Annotated in this window: 17 protein-coding genes; all 17 read left to right on the forward strand. The window is 56.6% G+C overall.

Annotation, left to right across the window (positions count from 1 at the left end; genetic code table 11):
* Window positions 1-4 precede the first annotated feature (4 nt).
* Window positions 5-718: a type VI secretion system-associated protein TagF gene (gene tagF, locus CTZ24_RS15945; protein WP_208724037.1), complete on the forward strand. Its 714-nt coding sequence runs from the start codon at window positions 5-7 to the stop codon at window positions 716-718.
* A gap of 12 nt (window positions 719-730) precedes the next feature.
* Window positions 731-1,732, forward strand: coding sequence for a type VI secretion system protein TssA (gene tssA / locus CTZ24_RS15950; protein WP_208724038.1), 1,002 nt, complete (start codon window positions 731-733; stop codon window positions 1,730-1,732).
* A gap of 72 nt (window positions 1,733-1,804) precedes the next feature.
* Window positions 1,805-2,335: a type VI secretion system contractile sheath small subunit gene (gene tssB / locus CTZ24_RS15955; RefSeq protein ID WP_021182748.1), complete on the forward strand. Its 531-nt coding sequence runs from the start codon at window positions 1,805-1,807 to the stop codon at window positions 2,333-2,335.
* Window positions 2,335-3,831: a type VI secretion system contractile sheath large subunit gene (gene tssC, locus CTZ24_RS15960; RefSeq protein ID WP_021182749.1), complete on the forward strand. Its 1,497-nt coding sequence runs from the start codon at window positions 2,335-2,337 to the stop codon at window positions 3,829-3,831. The genes tssB and tssC overlap by 1 nt, the downstream gene beginning before the upstream one ends.
* A gap of 219 nt (window positions 3,832-4,050) precedes the next feature.
* Window positions 4,051-4,533, forward strand: a complete 483-nt coding sequence (locus CTZ24_RS15965; protein WP_208724039.1) for an Hcp family type VI secretion system effector — start codon at window positions 4,051-4,053, stop codon at window positions 4,531-4,533.
* A 62-nt stretch (window positions 4,534-4,595) separates the two neighbouring features.
* Window positions 4,596-5,486 (forward strand): pesticin C-terminus-like muramidase, encoded by an 891-nt coding sequence (locus CTZ24_RS15970; RefSeq protein ID WP_208724040.1) that lies wholly within the window; start codon window positions 4,596-4,598, stop codon window positions 5,484-5,486.
* Between the two features lie 5 nt (window positions 5,487-5,491).
* The gene (locus CTZ24_RS15975) at window positions 5,492-5,887 is read left to right on the forward strand and encodes a lysozyme inhibitor LprI family protein (RefSeq protein ID WP_208724041.1); all 396 of its coding nucleotides are present in this window, start codon (window positions 5,492-5,494) and stop codon (window positions 5,885-5,887) included.
* A 297-nt stretch (window positions 5,888-6,184) separates the two neighbouring features.
* On the forward strand, window positions 6,185-7,900 hold the full coding sequence (tagH, locus tag CTZ24_RS15980) for a type VI secretion system-associated FHA domain protein TagH (protein WP_208724042.1): 1,716 nt from the start codon (window positions 6,185-6,187) through the stop codon (window positions 7,898-7,900).
* Window positions 7,897-8,688, forward strand: a complete 792-nt coding sequence (locus CTZ24_RS15985) for a PP2C family protein-serine/threonine phosphatase (protein ID WP_021182754.1) — start codon at window positions 7,897-7,899, stop codon at window positions 8,686-8,688. The genes tagH and CTZ24_RS15985 overlap by 4 nt, the downstream gene beginning before the upstream one ends.
* Window positions 8,689-8,698: 10 nt before the next feature.
* A complete protein-coding gene (locus tag CTZ24_RS15990; RefSeq protein ID WP_208724043.1) occupies window positions 8,699-9,658 on the forward strand; it encodes a hypothetical protein in 960 nt (319 codons plus the stop codon).
* 16 nt (window positions 9,659-9,674) lie between these two features.
* Window positions 9,675-10,502, forward strand: a complete 828-nt coding sequence (locus tag CTZ24_RS15995; RefSeq protein ID WP_021182756.1) for a type VI secretion system accessory protein TagJ — start codon at window positions 9,675-9,677, stop codon at window positions 10,500-10,502.
* On the forward strand, window positions 10,492-11,052 hold the full coding sequence (gene tssE / locus CTZ24_RS16000; RefSeq protein WP_021182757.1) for a type VI secretion system baseplate subunit TssE: 561 nt from the start codon (window positions 10,492-10,494) through the stop codon (window positions 11,050-11,052). The genes CTZ24_RS15995 and tssE overlap by 11 nt, the downstream gene beginning before the upstream one ends.
* A 2-nt stretch (window positions 11,053-11,054) precedes the next feature.
* Window positions 11,055-12,929 carry a type VI secretion system baseplate subunit TssF gene (tssF, locus tag CTZ24_RS16005; protein ID WP_208724044.1) on the forward strand — a complete coding sequence of 625 codons (1,875 nt, stop codon included), beginning with the start codon at window positions 11,055-11,057 and terminating at the stop codon, window positions 12,927-12,929.
* Entirely contained in the window at window positions 12,926-13,975 is a 1,050-nt protein-coding gene (gene tssG, locus CTZ24_RS16010) for a type VI secretion system baseplate subunit TssG (RefSeq protein WP_208724045.1), read from the forward strand. The genes tssF and tssG overlap by 4 nt, the downstream gene beginning before the upstream one ends.
* Before the next feature lie 54 nt (window positions 13,976-14,029).
* Window positions 14,030-16,636: a type VI secretion system ATPase TssH gene (gene tssH, locus CTZ24_RS16015; protein WP_208724046.1), complete on the forward strand. Its 2,607-nt coding sequence runs from the start codon at window positions 14,030-14,032 to the stop codon at window positions 16,634-16,636.
* 29 nt (window positions 16,637-16,665) lie between these two features.
* Window positions 16,666-18,108 carry a serine/threonine protein kinase gene (locus tag CTZ24_RS16020; protein WP_208724047.1) on the forward strand — a complete coding sequence of 481 codons (1,443 nt, stop codon included), beginning with the start codon at window positions 16,666-16,668 and terminating at the stop codon, window positions 18,106-18,108.
* A 19-nt stretch (window positions 18,109-18,127) separates the two neighbouring features.
* The coding region (locus CTZ24_RS16025) for a contractile injection system protein, VgrG/Pvc8 family (protein ID WP_244633990.1) at window positions 18,128-18,513 on the forward strand (386 nt) is incomplete at its 3' end.

The raw sequence follows: 18,513 nt of genomic DNA on the forward strand, positions 1-18,513 counted from the left end.
TACGATGACGCAATACGCAGCCCCCGGCTGGTACGGCAAATTGCCCAGCGCGGGTGATTTTGTTAAGCGGCGCTTTCCCGATAGCTTGCTACGGCAATGGTCGCACTGGTTTCAGGTGGGTTTACACCACTGGCAAACCAGTGCTGAAGGGGAGAGCGCCCCTTCGCGCGCCTTTCTCAGTGCACCGGTGTGGAATTTTGTTGTGCCGCCCATGCTGGGTAGTCAGCTGGTACAGATGGGCAGTCTCACCGCTTCGCGTGATAGCGTGGGTCGCCACTATCCGCTGTGCGCTCTGCGCCACTTCAGCCCGACGGAGTGGTCGCCTGCGTTGTTGGCCCGCTCGGGTGATTGGTATCAACAGGTGGGAAATACCTTGTTGCGGGGGGTACGGGATAACAGCAGCCCGGAACAGTTGGATCAGGCGTTACTTAGCATTCCCCAGCCACAGCCGCCCGAAGCGGGAGAGTCATCTGACATTCTGACGATTATTGGTGACGGAGGCAGCGTGTCGAACCTGAGTTGGCAACTGCCTGCCGACAGCTTTGACCCACAGTTTTACACCAGTTTCTGGTGGACCAACCAAAGCGACGGTTTCCCGTTGTACACCCATGTGCATAGCGGCAACTTCACTGCCCAGTTGTTTTCGTTGCTGTTTGATCCGGCTGGCGGTGCGAAACCTGGACGAAATGGACTTTATCCCCCGATGTTTGAATCCTGAGGTACAACCCGCATGACTATCGATCTCGACGCACTGCTGGTGCCGATCAGCAACGACGACCCCTGCGGTGAAAACCTGGAATATCACGCTGATTTTCAGGCGATGGAACAGGCCAGCGCCGGTAAAGCCGAGCAGCAATTTGGTGAAACTATCATCCCGGCGGAACCGGCTGACTGGAACCGGGTAGAAAAACTGGCGACCGAACTGTTGAGTCGCAGCAAAGATTTACGTGTGATGCTGTCCCTCACCCAGGCATGGACCCATCTTAACGGGCTGCCGGGTTATGCGCAGGGGCTGGCGTTGATTGAACAGGCGTTGCTGCGCTATTGGGATCCCCTGTGGCCCCGCCTCGAAGAGGATGGCGAGCTGGATCCGTTCTATCGCATCAATGCGCTGGCGCTGCTGGAGGACGCCTCCTCGCTGACTGCCGCTGTTCGCCAGGCATGGCTGCTACGTCACGCCTCGGATGGCATCACCCTGCGCGATGCCATCGCCTTGTGCGATGGCAGCAAAAGCGAGACGACAGACTATCCGGGCGGCATGGCACGTTTGCGTGATGAGCTGGCGCAGCAGGGACAGCCCGCTGCCGCCACCGTGCAGCAAATTGATCAGCGTCTGCAAAGCTTGCACCACATCATTGCCGAACGACTGGGTGAAAGCGCCGTACCTGATATGACGCAAGTGCAGAAAAATTTTGCCGTGCTGGTCAGCCTGACGCAATCAGCTGAAGTGACTGAGGTGGCACCGGACACCTCCGACGATCAACAGACCGACGCACCGGCCCCGCGCTCTGTCGCTGACTGGCGCACAGCACAGCTGACCAATCGCGCAGATGCTCAGTTGATGCTGGAAAAAGTGAAGCAATACTTCGCCCAACATGAACCCAGCCATCCGGCCCCATTAATGATTGACCGCGTCCAGCGGCTTATCGAACTCGATTTTATGGACATCATCCGCGACCTGGCGCCGGACGGCGTTCATCAGTTGCAAAACATCTTCGGACGCCACGACTAACGCCGCGTCCAACGCTTCATCACGCAGTGAGACCTGCGCGCCTTAACCCGCGCATCATTTATGGAGAAAATCATGGCCACTATGAAATCCAGCGGGCAGAAATTTATCGCCCGCAATCGCGCGCCCCGCGTTCAAATTGAATATGACGTGGAGATCTACGGCGCGGAACGCAAAATCCAGCTGCCGTTCGTGATGGGCGTACTGGCAGACCTGGCTGGCAAGCCGCTGGAACCGCAGGCTGCCGTTGATGACCGTAAATTCCTTGAGATCGATATTGATAACTTCGACGAACGTATGAAGGCGATGAAGCCGCGTGCGGCGTTCCAGGTCGATAATACCCTGACGGGAGAGGGCAAGCTGAATGTCGAGCTGACCTTTGAAAGCATGGATGATTTCTCGCCGGATGCGATTGCCCGTCATGTGGAACCGCTGAACAAACTGCTGGAAGCACGTACCCAACTTGCCAACCTGTTGACCTATATGGACGGCAAAAACGGTGCGGAAGAGTTGATTGGCAAGATTCTGCATGACCCGACGTTGTTGCAGGCACTGACGCATTTGCCGAAGCAGGCAGACGCGGCAGAAGGTAAGGAGGAGCAATAATGAGCGAGCAACGCCAACAGCAGCCACAAGGCGCATCCAGCTTCAGCCAGGATGAATTCAGCGCGTTACTGAGCAAAGAGTTTCGCCCGAAAAACGATCAGGCGCGGGAAGCGGTTGAAAGTGCGGTCAAAACCCTGGCGCAGCAGGCGCTGGAAAACACCGTCACGATTTCCAACGACTCCTATCGCACCATCCAGTCCCTGATCGCGGAAATCGACGATAAGTTATCTCAGCAGGTTAACCAGATTATTCACCACCAGGAGTTTCAGAAACTGGAAAGTGCGTGGCGTGGCCTGAGTTATCTGGTGAACAACACTGAAACGGATGAGATGCTGAAAATCCGTTTTATGAGTATCTCCAAGCAGGAGCTGGGACGGACGCTGAAGCGCTACAAAGGCGTGGGCTGGGATCGCAGCCCGCTGTTTAAGAAAATCTACGAACAGGAATATGGTCAGTTTGGTGGAGAGCCTTTCGGTTGCCTGGTTGGCGATTACTACTTCGACCACGGCCCGCAGGACGTGGAACTGCTGGGTGAGATGGCGCGTATTGGTGCCGCCGCACACTGTCCGTTTATCACCGGTGCTGCACCGGAAGTGATGCAGATGGAGTCGTGGCAGGAGCTGGCGAACCCACGCGATCTGACCAAGATTTTCCAGAACACCGAATATGCCGCCTGGCGCAGCCTGCGTGAATCGGAAGACTCACGTTACCTCGGTCTGGTGATGCCGCGCTTCCTGGCGCGTCTGCCGTACGGTATCCGTACCAATCCGGTGGACAGTTATGATTTCGAAGAGCAAACCGACGGCTCCGATCACAACAACTACGCCTGGAGCAACGCAGCCTATGCGATGGCGGCCAACATTAACCGTTCATTCAAAGAGTACGGCTGGTGTACCTCGATCCGGGGTGTGGAATCGGGCGGGGCGGTAGAAAACCTGCCGTGCCATACCTTCCCCAGCGATGATGGCGGTGTCGACATGAAATGTCCGACCGAGATCGCTATCAGCGACCGCCGTGAAGCCGAGCTGGCGAAAAACGGGTTTATGCCGCTGGTGCATCGTAAGAATTCTGACTTCGCGGCCTTTATCGGCGCACAGTCATTGCAAAAACCGGCGGAATACCACGATGCGGATGCCACCGCCAATGCGCGTCTGGCGGCACGTCTGCCGTATCTGTTTGCCTGCTGCCGCTTTGCTCATTATCTGAAGTGCATTGTGCGTGACAAAATCGGTTCCTTCCGCGAACGCGATGAGATGGAGCGCTGGCTGAACGACTGGGTGATGAACTACGTGGACGGCGACCCGGCTAACTCCTCCCAGGAAACCAAATCACGTAAACCGCTGGCGGCGGCTGAGGTTAATGTTGAGGAGCAGGAAGACAATCCGGGTTATTACGCAGCGAAATTCTTCCTGCGTCCACATTATCAGCTGGAAGGTTTGACGGTATCACTGCGTCTGGTATCGAAACTGCCTTCGCTGAAAACTAACGATAAGTAACACGCGCTTTAATCAGAGAACCTGAAGAGCAGGTTCTCTGAACCTTTTTCTTATTCACTGTTTGTGCAATGAGAACCCCTCTGAATAAACATGTAGCAATCTATTCAGAAAACGAGGCAGAGGTAAAATATGGATGGTTTTATTCAGCCCCATGCTTTCCTGTTTGCCATAACGATGCTTTTTCAAAGCAGAACGTAAATCAAGCAAGAGAAGATAATTATGGCTATTGATATGTTTTTAAAAGTTGATGGTGTGACCGGTGAATCGAAAGATTCTAACCACACCGGTTGGACCGATATTACCTCCTTTAACTGGGGCGCTACCCAACCTGGAAATATGGCGGTTGGCGGTGGCGGTGGTGCGGGTAAGGTTAATTTCAATGACCTGCATGTTGATGCATTAATTGATAAATCAACTACTGCGATCCTTAAATATTGTGCAAATGGTAAACACCTGACTAAAGTTGAGCTCTCAATTTGTAAAGCGGGTGGTCAGCAGGTCGAATATGCACGTATCACCTTAGAAGATGTGCTGGTTACAGCAGTCAATTACACCGGTTCAGACAATGGTGATACTGTAGGTATTACCTACTCCTTCCAGGCATCTAAAGTGAAACAACAATACTGGGAGCAGACCTCTACGGGCGGTAAGGGGGCGGAGAGCAGTGCCGGATGGAATATTAAGGAAAATAAAGAGGCTTAATTAGCCCTCCGGGAGACCCGTTGTGTCTCCCGGTTTGATTTTATCAGGATAAGGATGTGCTCATGAAAATTTATCATTCAGTAGGTATTCATGGTATCAATAATTCTCAGGATGTTAAGATTGTTCAAAACCTGCTGAATAAGAAGTTTTCAGCCAGATTGAGTGAGGATGGGATTTGTGGACCGAGAACAGTCCATTATATCCTTCATCTGCAAAAACAATTTATGGCGAAACCCGATGGGGTTGTAGATGTTAACGGTAAAACTTTCCGCACCTTAGCGGCTGAAGATTCACAAAGTCGTAACCCGGCACCGGCAGTTGTTCCCGTTGAGCCACAAAAATATGAAAATGTCGCTGGTGTATTAAAAGTTAAATTTGGTCAGGTAACTTTTGATGCGGAAGGTAACGATATTAAAGGTAGCGCATTTTTTAGCCGCATGATCCACTGGCCACCGACTGCATTATCTGGTGTCACTATCGGTCGGGGATATGATATTGGCAGCAGGAAAGAAACGGAGAGCTATAAGGATCTTACCAGTGCAGGTGTGCCTGACAGTCAGGCAAGAATGATTGCCTCCGGCTCAGGCTTAAAAGGGGGACAGGCAAAGATATTTGTCGATAAAAACAGAGATGCTATTGGTGAAATCAGTCATACCATGCAAAAAAATCTGTTTGAGTTGATCTATCCCGGTTATATACAGCGTGCAGCAAATAATTACCGTAACTGGACATCCTCCTTTAATGATGCGGTTGAATGGAATCAACTCAAACCGGCGATTAGGGACGTGTTGGTCGATTTTGTGTATCAGGGTTTTACGAAGGGTGCCAGCCCGATGAAAGCAGGTATGCACAATGACGTGAACGAGTTGATCACCTATATACAAAAAAGTTCGGTTATGCAATCTTATGAGAAAGGACGCCAGCGCGTTCAGTACCTCAAGCAAAAAGGATAAGCTAAATGAAAAAGATTGTACTCCTGGCGATGGTCGCATCTTTGTATCAGGTTTCAGCATTTGCTAAAGATGACTGTAATAACGCAACCAGCGATGCAGAAATCAATGCCTGTTACAAAGCATCAAAAGCAGACGCTGAGAAACAATTGAATCAGGAATATGGAAATGCAAAGAAAAGAATCGATGCTGAGTATTCCGCCTCACCGGCAGATTTACAAAGCTACACGTCAACGTTAACCGAATCCCAGCGCGGTTGGCTGAAGTACCGCGATGGTCAATGTAATCTTGAGTCTTTTATGGCTGAGAAAGGAACCATTACTCACGATACGCTTACGGATAAATGCGTCGCCAGAATTGATTTGGATCGTGTAGAGCAACTTAAAGCTATCCCTTATGAATAACCATTTCTAAGTTGTTTCTTGTTGCTGGCCCCTTTTATTTGGGGCCGTCGTTTGTATAAATAAATCTCTTCTGACCTCTTTCATTTTACTTGTGGCTAGCACATTGCTTTTTACCTTATAAGTGCACTCATTCCGTTGCGGCGCGATTTATCGCGCGGTTTAAAGTACAGAATTAACCCTTCGAAAAGAGCGCGATAAATCGCGCCGCTACCAGTCATAAAAACGCTTCCTATATTCCGCCTCTTTTCCGAGAGAGGCGCGATATAGATGCCGAACAGCTAACCGCAGGAATCCGTTATGCGCTTTACGATAATAACGACTAAACCCGGCCATCAGCCGCCGCAAACTCTTTTTGACTTCTTACCCCCCGGCGGCACCATTGGCCGTGGTGTGGATAACAACCTGGTATTACCCGATGATGACCGAACCATTTCCCGGTTACAGGCGATCGTCCATATTTCCGCCGATGGTGAATGTCGCCTGACCAATCGCGGCAATGTTACGCGTGTGCTGCTGAATGATATTCCGCTGGAACGGGGTCGCCAGGTGGAATTACAGGATGGCGATATTCTGGGCATTGATGATTACCAACTGCTGGTCAACGATATTCACGCGGCACAGCCAGCCAGCAGCGTGCCAAAACCGGCGGCCAAAGCGGCAATCATCGCGGATGAACCCCCCGCTGTCAGCAGCAACACCGCCGCCATCCCCAGTGAAATCTGGGATAGCCTGGCGAAAGAGTTCTCCATTTCTGACGATTTATCGCAACGGAATAAACCAGTACCCGCTTCATCCGAGGCCCATCCGCTGACTGCCCCGGCCGCGGTTGAGCGCAACCCGGAGGATCCGCTGGCGGCGCTGATTAGCGATGCGCCCCTGGATATCGGACAGCAGCCCACCACCCATAGCCTGTTTGATGAAGGTGATGCGTTGTTTGCCGAGGAGAGCATTTTTGACGATGCGACACCCAGTGCGCTGGTGGGGCAGAAACGTGTCGCCGCGCCAACGCCAGTGGAAAACCCAACGGCAGAGCTGGACCCACTCAGCCTGTTTGGCAGCCAGAACACCCCTGATCCACGCCATCACGATGATCCACTCGGCCTGATGATGGGCGGGGCGGTGCCACTGGCACAACCGGAGGTTACGCCAGCAGCAATTATGGAGCCTGAACCTCTGCCAGTGCCGGAGCCAGAACCGGCACCAGAGCCTGAATCAGAACCCGAACCCGAATCCGCAGACGTCAGCCCGACACCGCTGGAGTATGGTGGCATCACGCTGCCAACCCCGCAGGCGGTGCAGCGTACGCCATCACCTACACCCAAAGGGCGTCTGCGCATTGATCCGGTGGCTTCCAGCAGTCAGCGTGAAGCCGCCGCGCAAAGCAGCGGTGATGCACTGAAAGGTGAATTACTCGATGCGCTGCTGGAAGGGATGGGCTTACAGGATTTGCAGCCCACGCCACAGTTCGATCGCGACCAGATGCGCCAGTTCGGCCAGATGCTGAGCATGTTCTCACAAGGCACGGTGGCGTTACTCTCTTCACGCTCGATTCTCAAGCGTGGCGTGAAAGCCGATATGACGGTGATCCTCGACGATGCCAACAACCCGTTCAAACTGCTGCCGTCGGGCAAAACCGTGCTGATGCAGATGTTTGGCAGTCGGATGCCCGGATTTATGCCGCCACGCCAGGCTGTGCGTGATGCACTGATCGACCTTCAGGCGCATCAGTTGGGGATGATTGCCGGTATCCGCGCCATCATCGCGTCAATGCTGCAATCCTTTAACCCGGACCAGTTAGAAGAGGAAGCGCGTGAGGCGGGTTCCGTGTCTCGTCTGGCACTGCCCGGCAGTCGTAAGGCGGCATTGTGGGAGCATTTTGTTGAGCGCTACGGCGAAACCGCTGGTGAGATAGAAGACGACTTCCACACCCTGTTTGGCGAAGCCTTCCTGCACGCCTATGACATGGAAGTTAATCAGTACAAAGATTCACAAACCCACACGGATGACGCATGAATATCACTATTGCTTCCACGTCGAATCAGGGCGACCGCGCCAGCAATCAGGATCAGACCGGTGAGATCATCGGTGAACGCTCAGCCTGCTTTGTCGTCTGTGACGGCGTGGCCGGTTTCCCTGGCGGAGATGTCGCCGCCACCATCGCCCGCAGCAGCTTGATGGAGACGTTTAACGGCGAAACCCATCTGAATGCGCAGTCGATTCGTAATTATGTCAATCACGCCAATCAGGCTATCCGTCAGCAACAGAAGGCGAGCAGCGAGCACCGCCGAATGGGTACCACGCTGGTAAGCCTGTTTATCGACCGTGATTACGAGCTGGCTTACTGGGCGCATGCCGGGGACAGCCGGCTCTATCTGTTTCGGCGCGGTTATCTCTATCACGTCACCACCGATCACAGCCTGGTACAACAAATGAAGGATGCCGGGCACCAGACTGAAGGCATCAACACCAACCTGCTTTATTTTGCCCTCGGCATGGGCGATGAGCAGCGCGATGCCAGCTACAGCGATGTGGTGGAGATTGAAGACGGTGACGCCTTTCTCCTTTGCACCGACGGTTTCTGGCATGGCGTCTCGCTGGAGCAGATGCAGCAATCGTTGCATATGGTCAACACGCCGCAGGAGTGGCTCACGTTGATGCAACAAATCATTAAAAACGATCAACCGTCCAACGGTCAGCAGGACAATTTCAGTGCGCTGGCCGTGTGGGTCGGTTCGCCTCAGGACACCACCTTACTGCACTCGCTTTCTGATGCGGCGCAGTTCTTCCCTCTTCGCGATTGAGAACGCCAACATGAAATATGGATTACTGGGACTGGCGGCGTTGCTGCTGAGTACGCAGGCTATGGCCGAGAACTACCGCATTGTGCAGTCCCCGACACAGAAACTGGATGTGTGGATTGATGACGTAAAAGATAACCAACTGGCGAGCTGGTGTCAGAAGAGTGTGAACCTGCGCATTGTCACCAAAGGGGAAAAAAGTGCCACGGTGCTGGATAGCTTTCTGCCGCGTGTTGCCGGGTTGATGGCGTCGCAGTGTAAAGCGCTGCAACAGCTGCACTGGCAATTGCAGGATGCGGATGGCAATGCGCTGGCCGAAGGGAATGCTGAGCGGGAGCAAAACTGGCAACCGGTTGTCACGCCGCCACCACAAGCGGCCGTCCCGGCACCTGCGGCTCCGGCGATCAGTTCGCCACCCGCCGACACTACCCCCTGGCAGCAATTTAGCCTGCTGGATGGGTGCCACTTCCGTACCTGGTGGCAGCAACCGGCGCAATCCAGCGCCATCTTTGTACCGTCGAAGCAGGGCCTGGTATGCGGTCAGGATGGCTGGTTAAGCGGCCACAGCACCCTGACGCAGATGGGTCGCGGTGCGCCAAAGTCGGTCGACGTCACTTTTGTACAGGGTTTTCCGATTGCCGGATTAAGCAGCGGGCAACCCGCCAGCGAGCTGACCATTACCACCGTAAACCGTGAACGGATGGTGCTGGCGAATGAGAAATCGCCGGAAAGCTGGTTGGTGCTGCCATTCAGCGCACAGTTTAACGGCTGGCTGGCACCGGAGCAGGTGGTGGTGCAGATGCCCGCCAGCGAAGCCGCTGATGAAAGCGCGCTGCGCGCCCGTTTACAGGAAGTACGCAAAGTCTGGTCGCCCTGGTTACACAGTGCCGCGCCGCTGAAAGTCGAGCTGGTGGAGCAGCTGCACCCGGAGCTGCAAGATCCAGCTGCTGCCGCTTACCGCACCCTTAACTAACGCAAAAGGAGTTTGCATGGAGTCGTTACAACAACGTCTGGCAACTGCATCACTGGCGGATAATCTGGCGCAGATTACGGCGCAAATCCAGGCTAATCCAGCCGATGCCGATCTGCGCGCCGCTTTTGTCCAACTGCTGTGTCTGGCGGGCAACTGGGGACGCGCGCAGACGCAGTTGCCATCCTGGCTGGCGCTCACCCCCCAGGCGCAGCCGACCATCACCTTGCTCCAGCAGGCGATTGCCGGGGAACAGCAGCGTGCAGCGGTGTTGCGCGGTGAAGCGCAGCCGCAGTTGCCGGGCAGTGCCTGGCCGTGGTGCGAAACCCTGCTGGCGGCGTTGCAGGCCGAAGTCACGGGTGACGCGGCACGCGGTGCCGAGTTGCGGCAACAGGCGCTGGACGATGCGCAGGCCAATCCCGGCACTCTGGAGCAGCAGGATCAGCAGGTGGCGTTTTCATGGCTGATGGATGGCGACAGCCGTTTCGGTCCGGTGTGTGAGGCCATCGTCAATGGGCGTTATTACTGGGTGCCGTTTGCCGCCATCCGTGAAATGCAGTTCCAGCCACCGGCCAGCGTCACGGATTTGGTGTGGCGTCATACGTTGATCCAACTGGTAGATGGCAGCGAACAGGTGTGTCAGATTCCGCTGCGCTATCCCTTACCGGTACAGGCCGAAGAACGTTGGCTGCGTGGCAGCGTTACCGAATGGCAGCCGCTGGGCCACGATGAAAGCCAGTTTATCGGCCTTGGTCAGAAAGTCTGGTTGAGCGACAACGCGGAGTTCTCGCTGCTGGCCCTTCAGCGCCTGACCTTTAACGACATCGGGCCAGATCATGAGTCGTGATGACGGCTACGCCCAACTGCATGGGGGGTATCGTGCGCGTAAAAATCGCGACACGCTGACCTCACGCGACAAGTTGCAATCCTCGCTGCTGGATCGTCTGACGGACGATGCACCGGACAAACGTAGCGAGCCGGGTAATAGCGTGCTGATCACCCACAGCACCCTGCGTCGCCATGTACTGCGCGACTTGCAGTGGCTGTTTAACACCATCAACAACGAAGCACAGCAGGATCTCAGCCCGTATGGCGAGGTACAACGTTCGGTGTGGAATTTCGGTGTGGCACCGCTGGCCGGACAAAATATGTCAGATATCGAATGGCAGGACATCCAGCGCAAAATGACCAACGCCATTTTGCATTTTGAACCGCGCATTCTGCCGCAGGGCTTGCAGGTGCGTTGCGTCAGCGATCTGACCGCGCTTGACCTGCACAACGTGTTGTCGATTGAGATCAAAGGGCGTCTGTGGTGCGTACCGTATCCGCTGGAGTTTCTGTTTCGCACCGAGGTTGATCTGGAGAATGGTCATTTCGAATTACAGGATGCGGGGTAATCATGGACAGCAAACTACTCGACTACTACAACCGCGAACTGGCTTATCTGCGTGAGATGGGCGCAGAGTTTGCCGAACGTTATCCCAAAGTGGCAGGACGGCTGGGGATGCGCGGCATTGATATCGCCGATCCCTACGTTGAGCGACTGATGGAAGGCTTTGCGTTTCTCACCTCGCGCGTTCAACTGAAAATGGATGCCGAGTTTCCGCGCTTTTCACAACGACTGCTGGAGATGATCGCGCCGGGTTATTTAGCGCCGACACCCTCGATGGCGATAGCGCAACTGACGCCGGATAGCCGCAAAGGGGACATCAGCAACGGTTTTCTGGTGCCGCGTGGCACCATGATGGAGAGCCAGAGCCTGAAAAAATCGGGCGTCACCTGTAGTTACACCACGGCACATGACGTGATGCTGCATCCGCTGCGCATCAGCGATGTGGCGCTGGGTGGCGTACCTGGTGATATCCCACTCGGTGAGCTGAAGTTAAGCGGTCTGGGAGCGGCCAGCGCGTTGCGTATCCGCATTGAGTGTGAAGGGGTGGCCTCGCTCAGCCAACTGACGCTGGATGAGTTGATGCTCTACCTCAGCGGGCCGGATATTCAGGCGCTGAAGTTACTGGAGTTGCTGATGCAGCACCGTGTTGGCATGGTGCTGCAATCGGTGGAACCGCAGCCGCAACGTCAGGTGCTGACCGATAACGCGCTGCAACAACAAGGCTTTGCACCGGAGCAGGCGCTGCTGCCGGATGATCTGCGTAACTTCGACGGCTACCGTTTGTTGCAGGAGTATTTTGCCTTTCCAGCCCGCTTCCAGTTTATCAGTCTGCATCAGCTGGCCACGTTCCTGCCGCGCTGTGACAAAGCCACCGCGTTTGACATCATCATCCTGCTGGATAAAGCCGATGCGGATCTGGAAAGCGTGGTCGATCGCAGTCATCTGGCGCTGCACTGCACCCCGGTGATTAACCTGTTTCCGAAAATGGCAGAACGGCTGAAAGTCAGCGACAGCCAGCATGAATACCATCTGGTGGTGGATAATATCCGCCCGCTGGATTACGAAGTGCATTCGGTGCAACGTCTGTTTGCTACCGTGGCAGGGCAGCGCGAGGAGCAGGTGTTTCGCCCCTTCTGGAGCACCTTCAGCCCGGATCAGGGTGACTACGGTGCCTATTTTTCTCTGCGCCGTGAGCAGCGCACCCTGTCGGAACATGCGCAACGCTACGGCACCCGGACCGGTTATATCGGCTCCGAAGTGTTTCTCTCGCTGGTGGACGAACACCACACGCCGTGGCGTGACGAGATGCGTTACCTCTCCGCCGAGGTGATGTGTACCAGCCGCGATTTGCCGTTGATGTTGCTGCAACAGGAGCAGGGTAATTTCGTGATGCCGGATTCGATCCCGGTGAGCCAGCTGACATTGTGTAAAGGGCCGACGCCGCCGCGTCCGGCGCTGGCGGAAGGATTATCCTCCTGGCGGCTGATCAGCCATCTGCAAATGAACTACCTCAGCCTGATGGACAGCGCCGATGGTGAGGGGGCCAGCGCCTTACGCCAGCTACTGAGCCTGTACGCCAACCTGGCGGAAGCGCCAGTGGCGCGCCAGATCGAAGGTATTCGCCATTGCCAGCTCAGCGCGGTACATCGCCGAGTGCCGGAACCGGGACCGGTAGTGTTTGCGCGTGGGGTCAGCATTGCGCTGGAGGTGGATGAACAGGTGTTCTCCGGGGCCAGTCCGTGGCTGTTCGGTAGCGTACTGGAACGTGTCTTCGCGCGGCTGGTGGCGCTGAACAGCTTTACCGAACTCACCCTCAGCAGCCAGCAACGCGGCGAAGTCGGTTACTGGCCGCCACGTATGGGCCAGAAGGCGTTGTTATGAGTGAGGGCGCACAAATTATCCCGTTGTCGCGTGCCAGCCGTTTGCCAGATGATTTCTGGTCAGCGGTGATGGCGGCACCGTGGCGCTACGATCTGTTCCAGCTGCTGCGTCGGATCAATGCGCAGAGCGGCCAGCGTTATGCGCTGGGACGTGCACCGCTACCGAAGTTCGAAACGGTGCGCATCGGGCAAAAACCTTTCCTGACCTTCGCACCCGCGACCCTCGCCGGGGTGCGTGAGCGTGAGACGGATGGCCGTCATGCTATCTCTATCTACAGTTTTGGCCTGTTTGGTCCAAATGGTCCACTGCCTACGCATCTGACCGAGTATGTGCGTGAACGTATCGACCACCATCAGGATCACAGTCTGGCGGCGTTTGCCGACCTGTTTCATCATCGTGCCACCTTGCTGTTTTATCGCGCCTGGGCGGATGCGCAGCCGACGGCTTCTCTCGATCGCGGCGACGACCAACGTTTTCAGGACTATCTGGCCTGTCTGGCCGGGATTGGTTTTCCGGCACAGCAACAGGCCAGCTCGCTCAGCCTGCATGCGCGCCTGATGCTGGTGGGGCACCTCAGCCGGCATGGGCACGATGCCGAAGGGCTGGTGCGGATTCTGCGCCTTTACTTTGGCATCCCGGTCAGGCTGGAGCAGAACCAGCCACAGTGGCTGACGCTGGATAGCCGCGATCAGGCACGTCTGGCGGCCGGACGACATATGCCGCGTTTGGGCGAGTCCGCGTTTCTCGGTGTGGCAGTGCGCGATGTGCAGCACCGTTTCCGCCTGCGGCTGGGTCCCCTCACGGCAGAACAGTACGCGCACTTCCTGCCCGATGCGCGTGGGGCCTGTGAAGTTCGCGACTGGGTACGGCACTACCTCGGCATTGAAATGCAGTGGGATCTCAGCCTGATCCTCGCCGCTGACGAGGTCAAGGGCACGACCCTGGGGGGCAATGCCCGGTTGGGTTACACCAGTTGGCTGGGGCAGCCGGCACAGCCTGTCGATCGTGAAGATTTCGTTTTTGAAGTTGAGGCTACCGCACGGTAGCCCCATCGCCTTTTCCTGTCACATAGCCTGCTTCTTCTATTACAGAGATTCGATATGTCAGAAATCAGCCGAGCCGTGTTATTCGGTAAACTGGACACGCTGTTATTTACCTCGCTGGAAAGCGCCACCGCCTTTTGCAAGCTGCGCGGCAACCCGTATGTCGAGTTGGTGCACTGGCTGCATCAACTGATGCAGCAGCAGGACGGTGACTTACAGCAGGTGATCAGTCATTTTTCACTGGATGAAAACGCGCTGACGCGGGATATCGTGGCGGCGCTCGACCGCCTGCCACGCGGCGCAAGTGCCGTCTCCGATCTCGCCGAACACATCGACAGCGCCGTGGAGCGCGCCTGGGTGTATGCCTCGCTCAAATATGCGGCCAGCCGCATTCGTGGCGGCCACCTGTTAATCGGCATGCTCAAGACCTACAGCCTTGCCAGCGTGCTGAAAGGTATTTCATCTCAGTTTTCACGCATTAACGTCGATGTCCTGCTGGATCAATTCGAGACTTTACTCGGTCACAGCAAAGAGGCGCAGCAGGCGCTGACGCAGCCGGATGTCGCCGCCGCTCCGGCAGCAGCAGGCAGCAGCACCCTGGCGCAATACGCGCAGGACCTTACCGCGCGTGCGCGTGATGGCCGTATCGATCCGGTGACGGGACGCGATGAAGAGATCCGCCAGATGGTGGATATCCTGATGCGTCGCCGCCAGAACAATCCCTTGCTGACCGGTGAAGCCGGTGTCGGCAAGACGGCGGTGGTAGAAGGGCTGGCCCTGCGCATTGCCGCCGGTGATGTGCCTGCGCCGCTGCGCGATGTGCAACTCTGGCTGCTGGATATCGGCATGTTGCAGGCCGGGGCCGGGATGAAGGGCGAGTTTGAAGCGCGCCTGCAAGCGTTGATCAACGAAGTGCAATCCAGTCCCACCCCTGTTGTGTTGTTTGTGGATGAAATCCACACCCTGATTGGTGCCGGTGGGCAGCAGGGGACCGGCGACGCGGCGAACCTGCTGAAACCGGCACTGGCTCGTGGTCAGTTGCGTACCATCGGTGCCACCACCTGGGCAGAATATAAAAAATACATTGAGAAGGATCCGGCACTGACGCGCCGTTTCCAGACGGTGCAGGTGCAGGAGCCGGATGAGGCCAAAGCCATTCAGATGCTGCGCAGCACCGTCAGTGCGCTGGAAAAACATCATCAGGTGTTGCTGCTGGATGAAGCGGTCAGCGCCGCAGTCAAACTGTCGCATCGTTACATTCCGGCGCGGCAGTTACCGGATAAAGCGGTCGCGCTGCTCGATACCGCCTGTGCGCGGGTGGCGGTCAGCCAGGGGGCGCAACCTGCGGCGCTGGAAGATTGTTTACATCGTCTGGCGGCGCTCGACATTGAAGCAGAAATCGCCGGGCGCGAGGCCAAAGTGGGGCTGGGAGCACCTGATCGCCAGCAGGAGATTGCCCGGCAGCAGGCTGCACTGTGCGCCACGCGTGATGCGCTGACAGCGCGCTGGCAGCAGGAGCGGGCGCTGGTGGATCAACTTATCGCATTGCGCGCACGTTGCGTCAGTGAAGATGATACGGCGCTGCGCAGCGAACTGGACGCCACCCGGCAGCAGTTACATGACCTGCAAGGCGAAGAACCGCTGCTGTTTGCCGCGGTGGATGCCAGCGTGGTCGCCGCCGTGGTCGCCGACTGGACCGGCATCCCGCTGGGGCGCATGGTGAAGAACGAAATCGATGCGGTGCTGAATCTGGCCGATACCCTGAACCAACGGGTCATTGGTCAGCGTCATGGGCTGGATCTGATTGCGAAACGGGTTCGCACCTCACGCGCGCGGCTGGACAACCCCAATAAACCGGTTGGCGTATTTATGTTGTGCGGCCCTTCTGGCGTAGGGAAAACCGAAACCGCGCTGGCGCTGGCCGAGTCGTTGTATGGCGGCGAGCAGAACATCATCACCATCAACATGAGCGAATTCCAGGAAGCGCACACCGTCTCGACGCTGAAGGGCGCACCGCCGGGCTATGTTGGCTATGGTGAAGGTGGCGTGCTAACCGAAGCGGTGCGGCGTCGGCCATACAGCGTGGTGCTGCTGGATGAAATCGAGAAAGCTCACCCGGATGTGCATGAGTTGTTCTTCCAGGTGTTCGACAAAGGCTGGATGGAAGATGGCGAAGGACGCCATATCGATTTCCGTAACACCATTATCATCCTGACTTCCAATGTCGGTACGCAGTTGATCAGCGCGCTGTGCGCCGATCCCGAACTGCTGCCGGAGCCGGATGCACTCAGCACCGCACTGCGCAAGCCATTGCTGGAGGTATTCCCTCCGGCGCTGCTCGGACGCCTGCTGGTGGTGCCGTACTACCCATTAAGCGATGCGATGCTGGCGCAAATCGTCCGGTTACAACTGGCACGCATCGTGCGCCGTCTGGAGGAGAACCACGGTATCGCGGCAGACATCGACGATGCCGTGGTCAGCCAGATCGTGCAGCGTTGCACCGAGGTGGAATCCGGCGGCCGTATGGTCGATGCCATTCTCACCAATACCCTGTTGCCGCAAATGAGTCAGATGCTGCTCAGCGCCCATGCCCGCGATGAACGTTATCGCCGGGTACAGGTGCGAGCCGAGCAGGGCGAGTTTGTTTGCCAGTTTGCTGTCTAAAGCCGTTCGTTATCAGAGAGTTTTCGTCTATGTCGGAACACGATAATCACCTCAATGTCCCCAACGCATTGCCCCTGGGTTACCGGTTTAATGAGTTCGAGATCAAAGAAGTCATCGGCGGTGGCGGCTTTGGCATTGTCTATCGCGCCTGGGATCATCAGCTGGAGCGCGATATCGCCATCAAAGAGTTTATGCCTGCCTCGCTGGCGGTGCGCAGCGAAGGGTTAAACCTGGTGCTACGCAGCGAACGTTTTAGCAAAACCTTCCATGCCGGGTTGAACAGTTTTATTCAGGAAGCTCGCCTGCTGGCGCGTTTTAATCATCCCAACCTGTTACATGTCCTGCGCTTTTGGGTGCAGAACGACACCGCCTACATGGGGACGGCGTTTTACAGCGGCACCACGCTGTCAACGCTGCGTGCGCGCAATCCGCAGCAGATTGACGAAGCCTGGATTCGCCGCCTGTTACCGCCGTTGCTTGGGGCGATTAAAACCATTCACGAGGCGGGTTATCTGCACCGCGATATCTCACTGGACAACATCCAGATCCAGAGCAACGGTGAACCGGTGCTGCTCGATTTTGGCTCGGCACGGAAAACCATCGGCAACCTGTCCGATGAAAGCGAAACCATGCTGCGTCCCGGCTTTGCGCCGATTGAACAGTACAGCGATAACGATGAAAGCGAGCAGGGCGCGTGGACCGATATCTATGCCCTGGGTGCCGTGCTGCATACGTTGATCACCGGCGCACCGCCGCCGGTCAGCGTGGTTCGCAGTATCGAAGACAACTATCAGCCACTGGCGCAACGTCGTCCGGTGGGCTACTCCCCGGCGTTGCTGAAAGCGGTCGACAGCGCGCTGGCGCTGAAGGCAGAAGATCGCCCGCAAAGCATTGACGCATTTGCCGAGTTAATGGCGCTGCCGGAGCGGGAAGCCGAGCCGGTGCTCGCGGCAAAAATCAGCGGTCCGGGCACCATGCTGGTGCCGGTGGAGGCGGTGGAAGAAGACGTAGCGGTTTCACCGGTTAAACGTTTAATGCAACACCGCTTCGCGCTGCCAGGCCTGGTCGCTGCGGGTGTGTTGGTGGGGCTGGGCGTAGGTCTAATGATGGCCGGGGGCAGTGAAGATGCTCCGGTGCAGGCGAACAACACGCCTGTTGCGGCGCCTGTGTCACCGGCACCGGTTCCGGCAGAAAAACCGGTTGCTCCGGCACCTGTCCAGACGGCTCAGCGTGAGCCGGAACCGGCCCCTCCTGCGGCACCGGTGGCTCAGGTTTACATTCGCCTGCAACCGGGTGAGCAGGTGCAGGTGAATGGCAAGCCGCAGGCGCTGGTCCCCGCAGCGAATGGCTTTGCGGCACTGCAACTGGCACCGGGACATTACACCTTCGCCATCAGCGGCCATAACGGCGCACGTGCCCAAACGCTCACCATTGGCGCGGAAGGTGTCTGGTTGCTCGATCCTCACAGTTAATTATTTCCGGGATTTACTTATGTTCTCACGCATCACCGTCCAGCTGCCCACGGAGGGCCTGCTGTTCTGGAAACTCAGCGGGCGTGAAGCCCTGTCAGAATCATTTACCCTTCAGGCGGATCTGCTGTCGACCGATGCCCGCATCGATCGTCATGCCCTGTTGGGTAAAGCGGTTACTTTTACGTTGCCGACCCAGAATCTGCTTACGCCACGCTATATCAACGGCAAGATCACCCGCGTAGCGGTACGCAGCGAGGAGCTGAACGGCACGCGTTATGCGGTTTATGCGCTGACCGTCGAGCCGGACCTGTGGCCGATGAAGCGTGATCGTAACCTGCGTATTTTCCAGAGCCAGACGGTGCCGCAGATCGTGCAGACGTTGTTGAAGGAGTACAACGTCAATGT

The sequence above is a fragment of the Pantoea phytobeneficialis genome, assembly GCF_009728735.1.
Lineage (GTDB): Bacteria > Pseudomonadota > Gammaproteobacteria > Enterobacterales > Enterobacteriaceae > Pantoea > Pantoea phytobeneficialis.

Bases quoted from the DNA above. Each gene is read 5' to 3' on its own strand.
- CTZ24_RS15985 (WP_021182754.1), top strand. From the start codon at position 7,897: ATGAATATCACTATTGCTTCCACGTCGAATCAGGGCGACCGCGCCAGC.
- CTZ24_RS15990 (WP_208724043.1), top strand. From the start codon at position 8,699: ATGAAATATGGATTACTGGGACTGGCGGCGTTGCTGCTGAGTACGCAG.
- tssH (WP_208724046.1), top strand. From the start codon at position 14,030: ATGTCAGAAATCAGCCGAGCCGTGTTATTCGGTAAACTGGACACGCTG.
- tssC (WP_021182749.1), top strand. From the start codon at position 2,335: ATGAGCGAGCAACGCCAACAGCAGCCACAAGGCGCATCCAGCTTCAGC.
- CTZ24_RS15970 (WP_208724040.1), top strand. From the start codon at position 4,596: ATGAAAATTTATCATTCAGTAGGTATTCATGGTATCAATAATTCTCAG.
- tssB (WP_021182748.1), top strand. From the start codon at position 1,805: ATGGCCACTATGAAATCCAGCGGGCAGAAATTTATCGCCCGCAATCGC.
- CTZ24_RS15995 (WP_021182756.1), top strand. From the start codon at position 9,675: ATGGAGTCGTTACAACAACGTCTGGCAACTGCATCACTGGCGGATAAT.
- CTZ24_RS15975 (WP_208724041.1), top strand. From the start codon at position 5,492: ATGAAAAAGATTGTACTCCTGGCGATGGTCGCATCTTTGTATCAGGTT.
- tssF (WP_208724044.1), top strand. From the start codon at position 11,055: ATGGACAGCAAACTACTCGACTACTACAACCGCGAACTGGCTTATCTG.
- tssA (WP_208724038.1), top strand. From the start codon at position 731: ATGACTATCGATCTCGACGCACTGCTGGTGCCGATCAGCAACGACGAC.
- CTZ24_RS16020 (WP_208724047.1), top strand. From the start codon at position 16,666: ATGTCGGAACACGATAATCACCTCAATGTCCCCAACGCATTGCCCCTG.
- tssG (WP_208724045.1), top strand. From the start codon at position 12,926: ATGAGTGAGGGCGCACAAATTATCCCGTTGTCGCGTGCCAGCCGTTTG.
- tssE (WP_021182757.1), top strand. From the start codon at position 10,492: ATGAGTCGTGATGACGGCTACGCCCAACTGCATGGGGGGTATCGTGCG.
- tagH (WP_208724042.1), top strand. From the start codon at position 6,185: ATGCGCTTTACGATAATAACGACTAAACCCGGCCATCAGCCGCCGCAA.
- CTZ24_RS15965 (WP_208724039.1), top strand. From the start codon at position 4,051: ATGGCTATTGATATGTTTTTAAAAGTTGATGGTGTGACCGGTGAATCG.
- tagF (WP_208724037.1), top strand. From the start codon at position 5: ATGACGCAATACGCAGCCCCCGGCTGGTACGGCAAATTGCCCAGCGCG.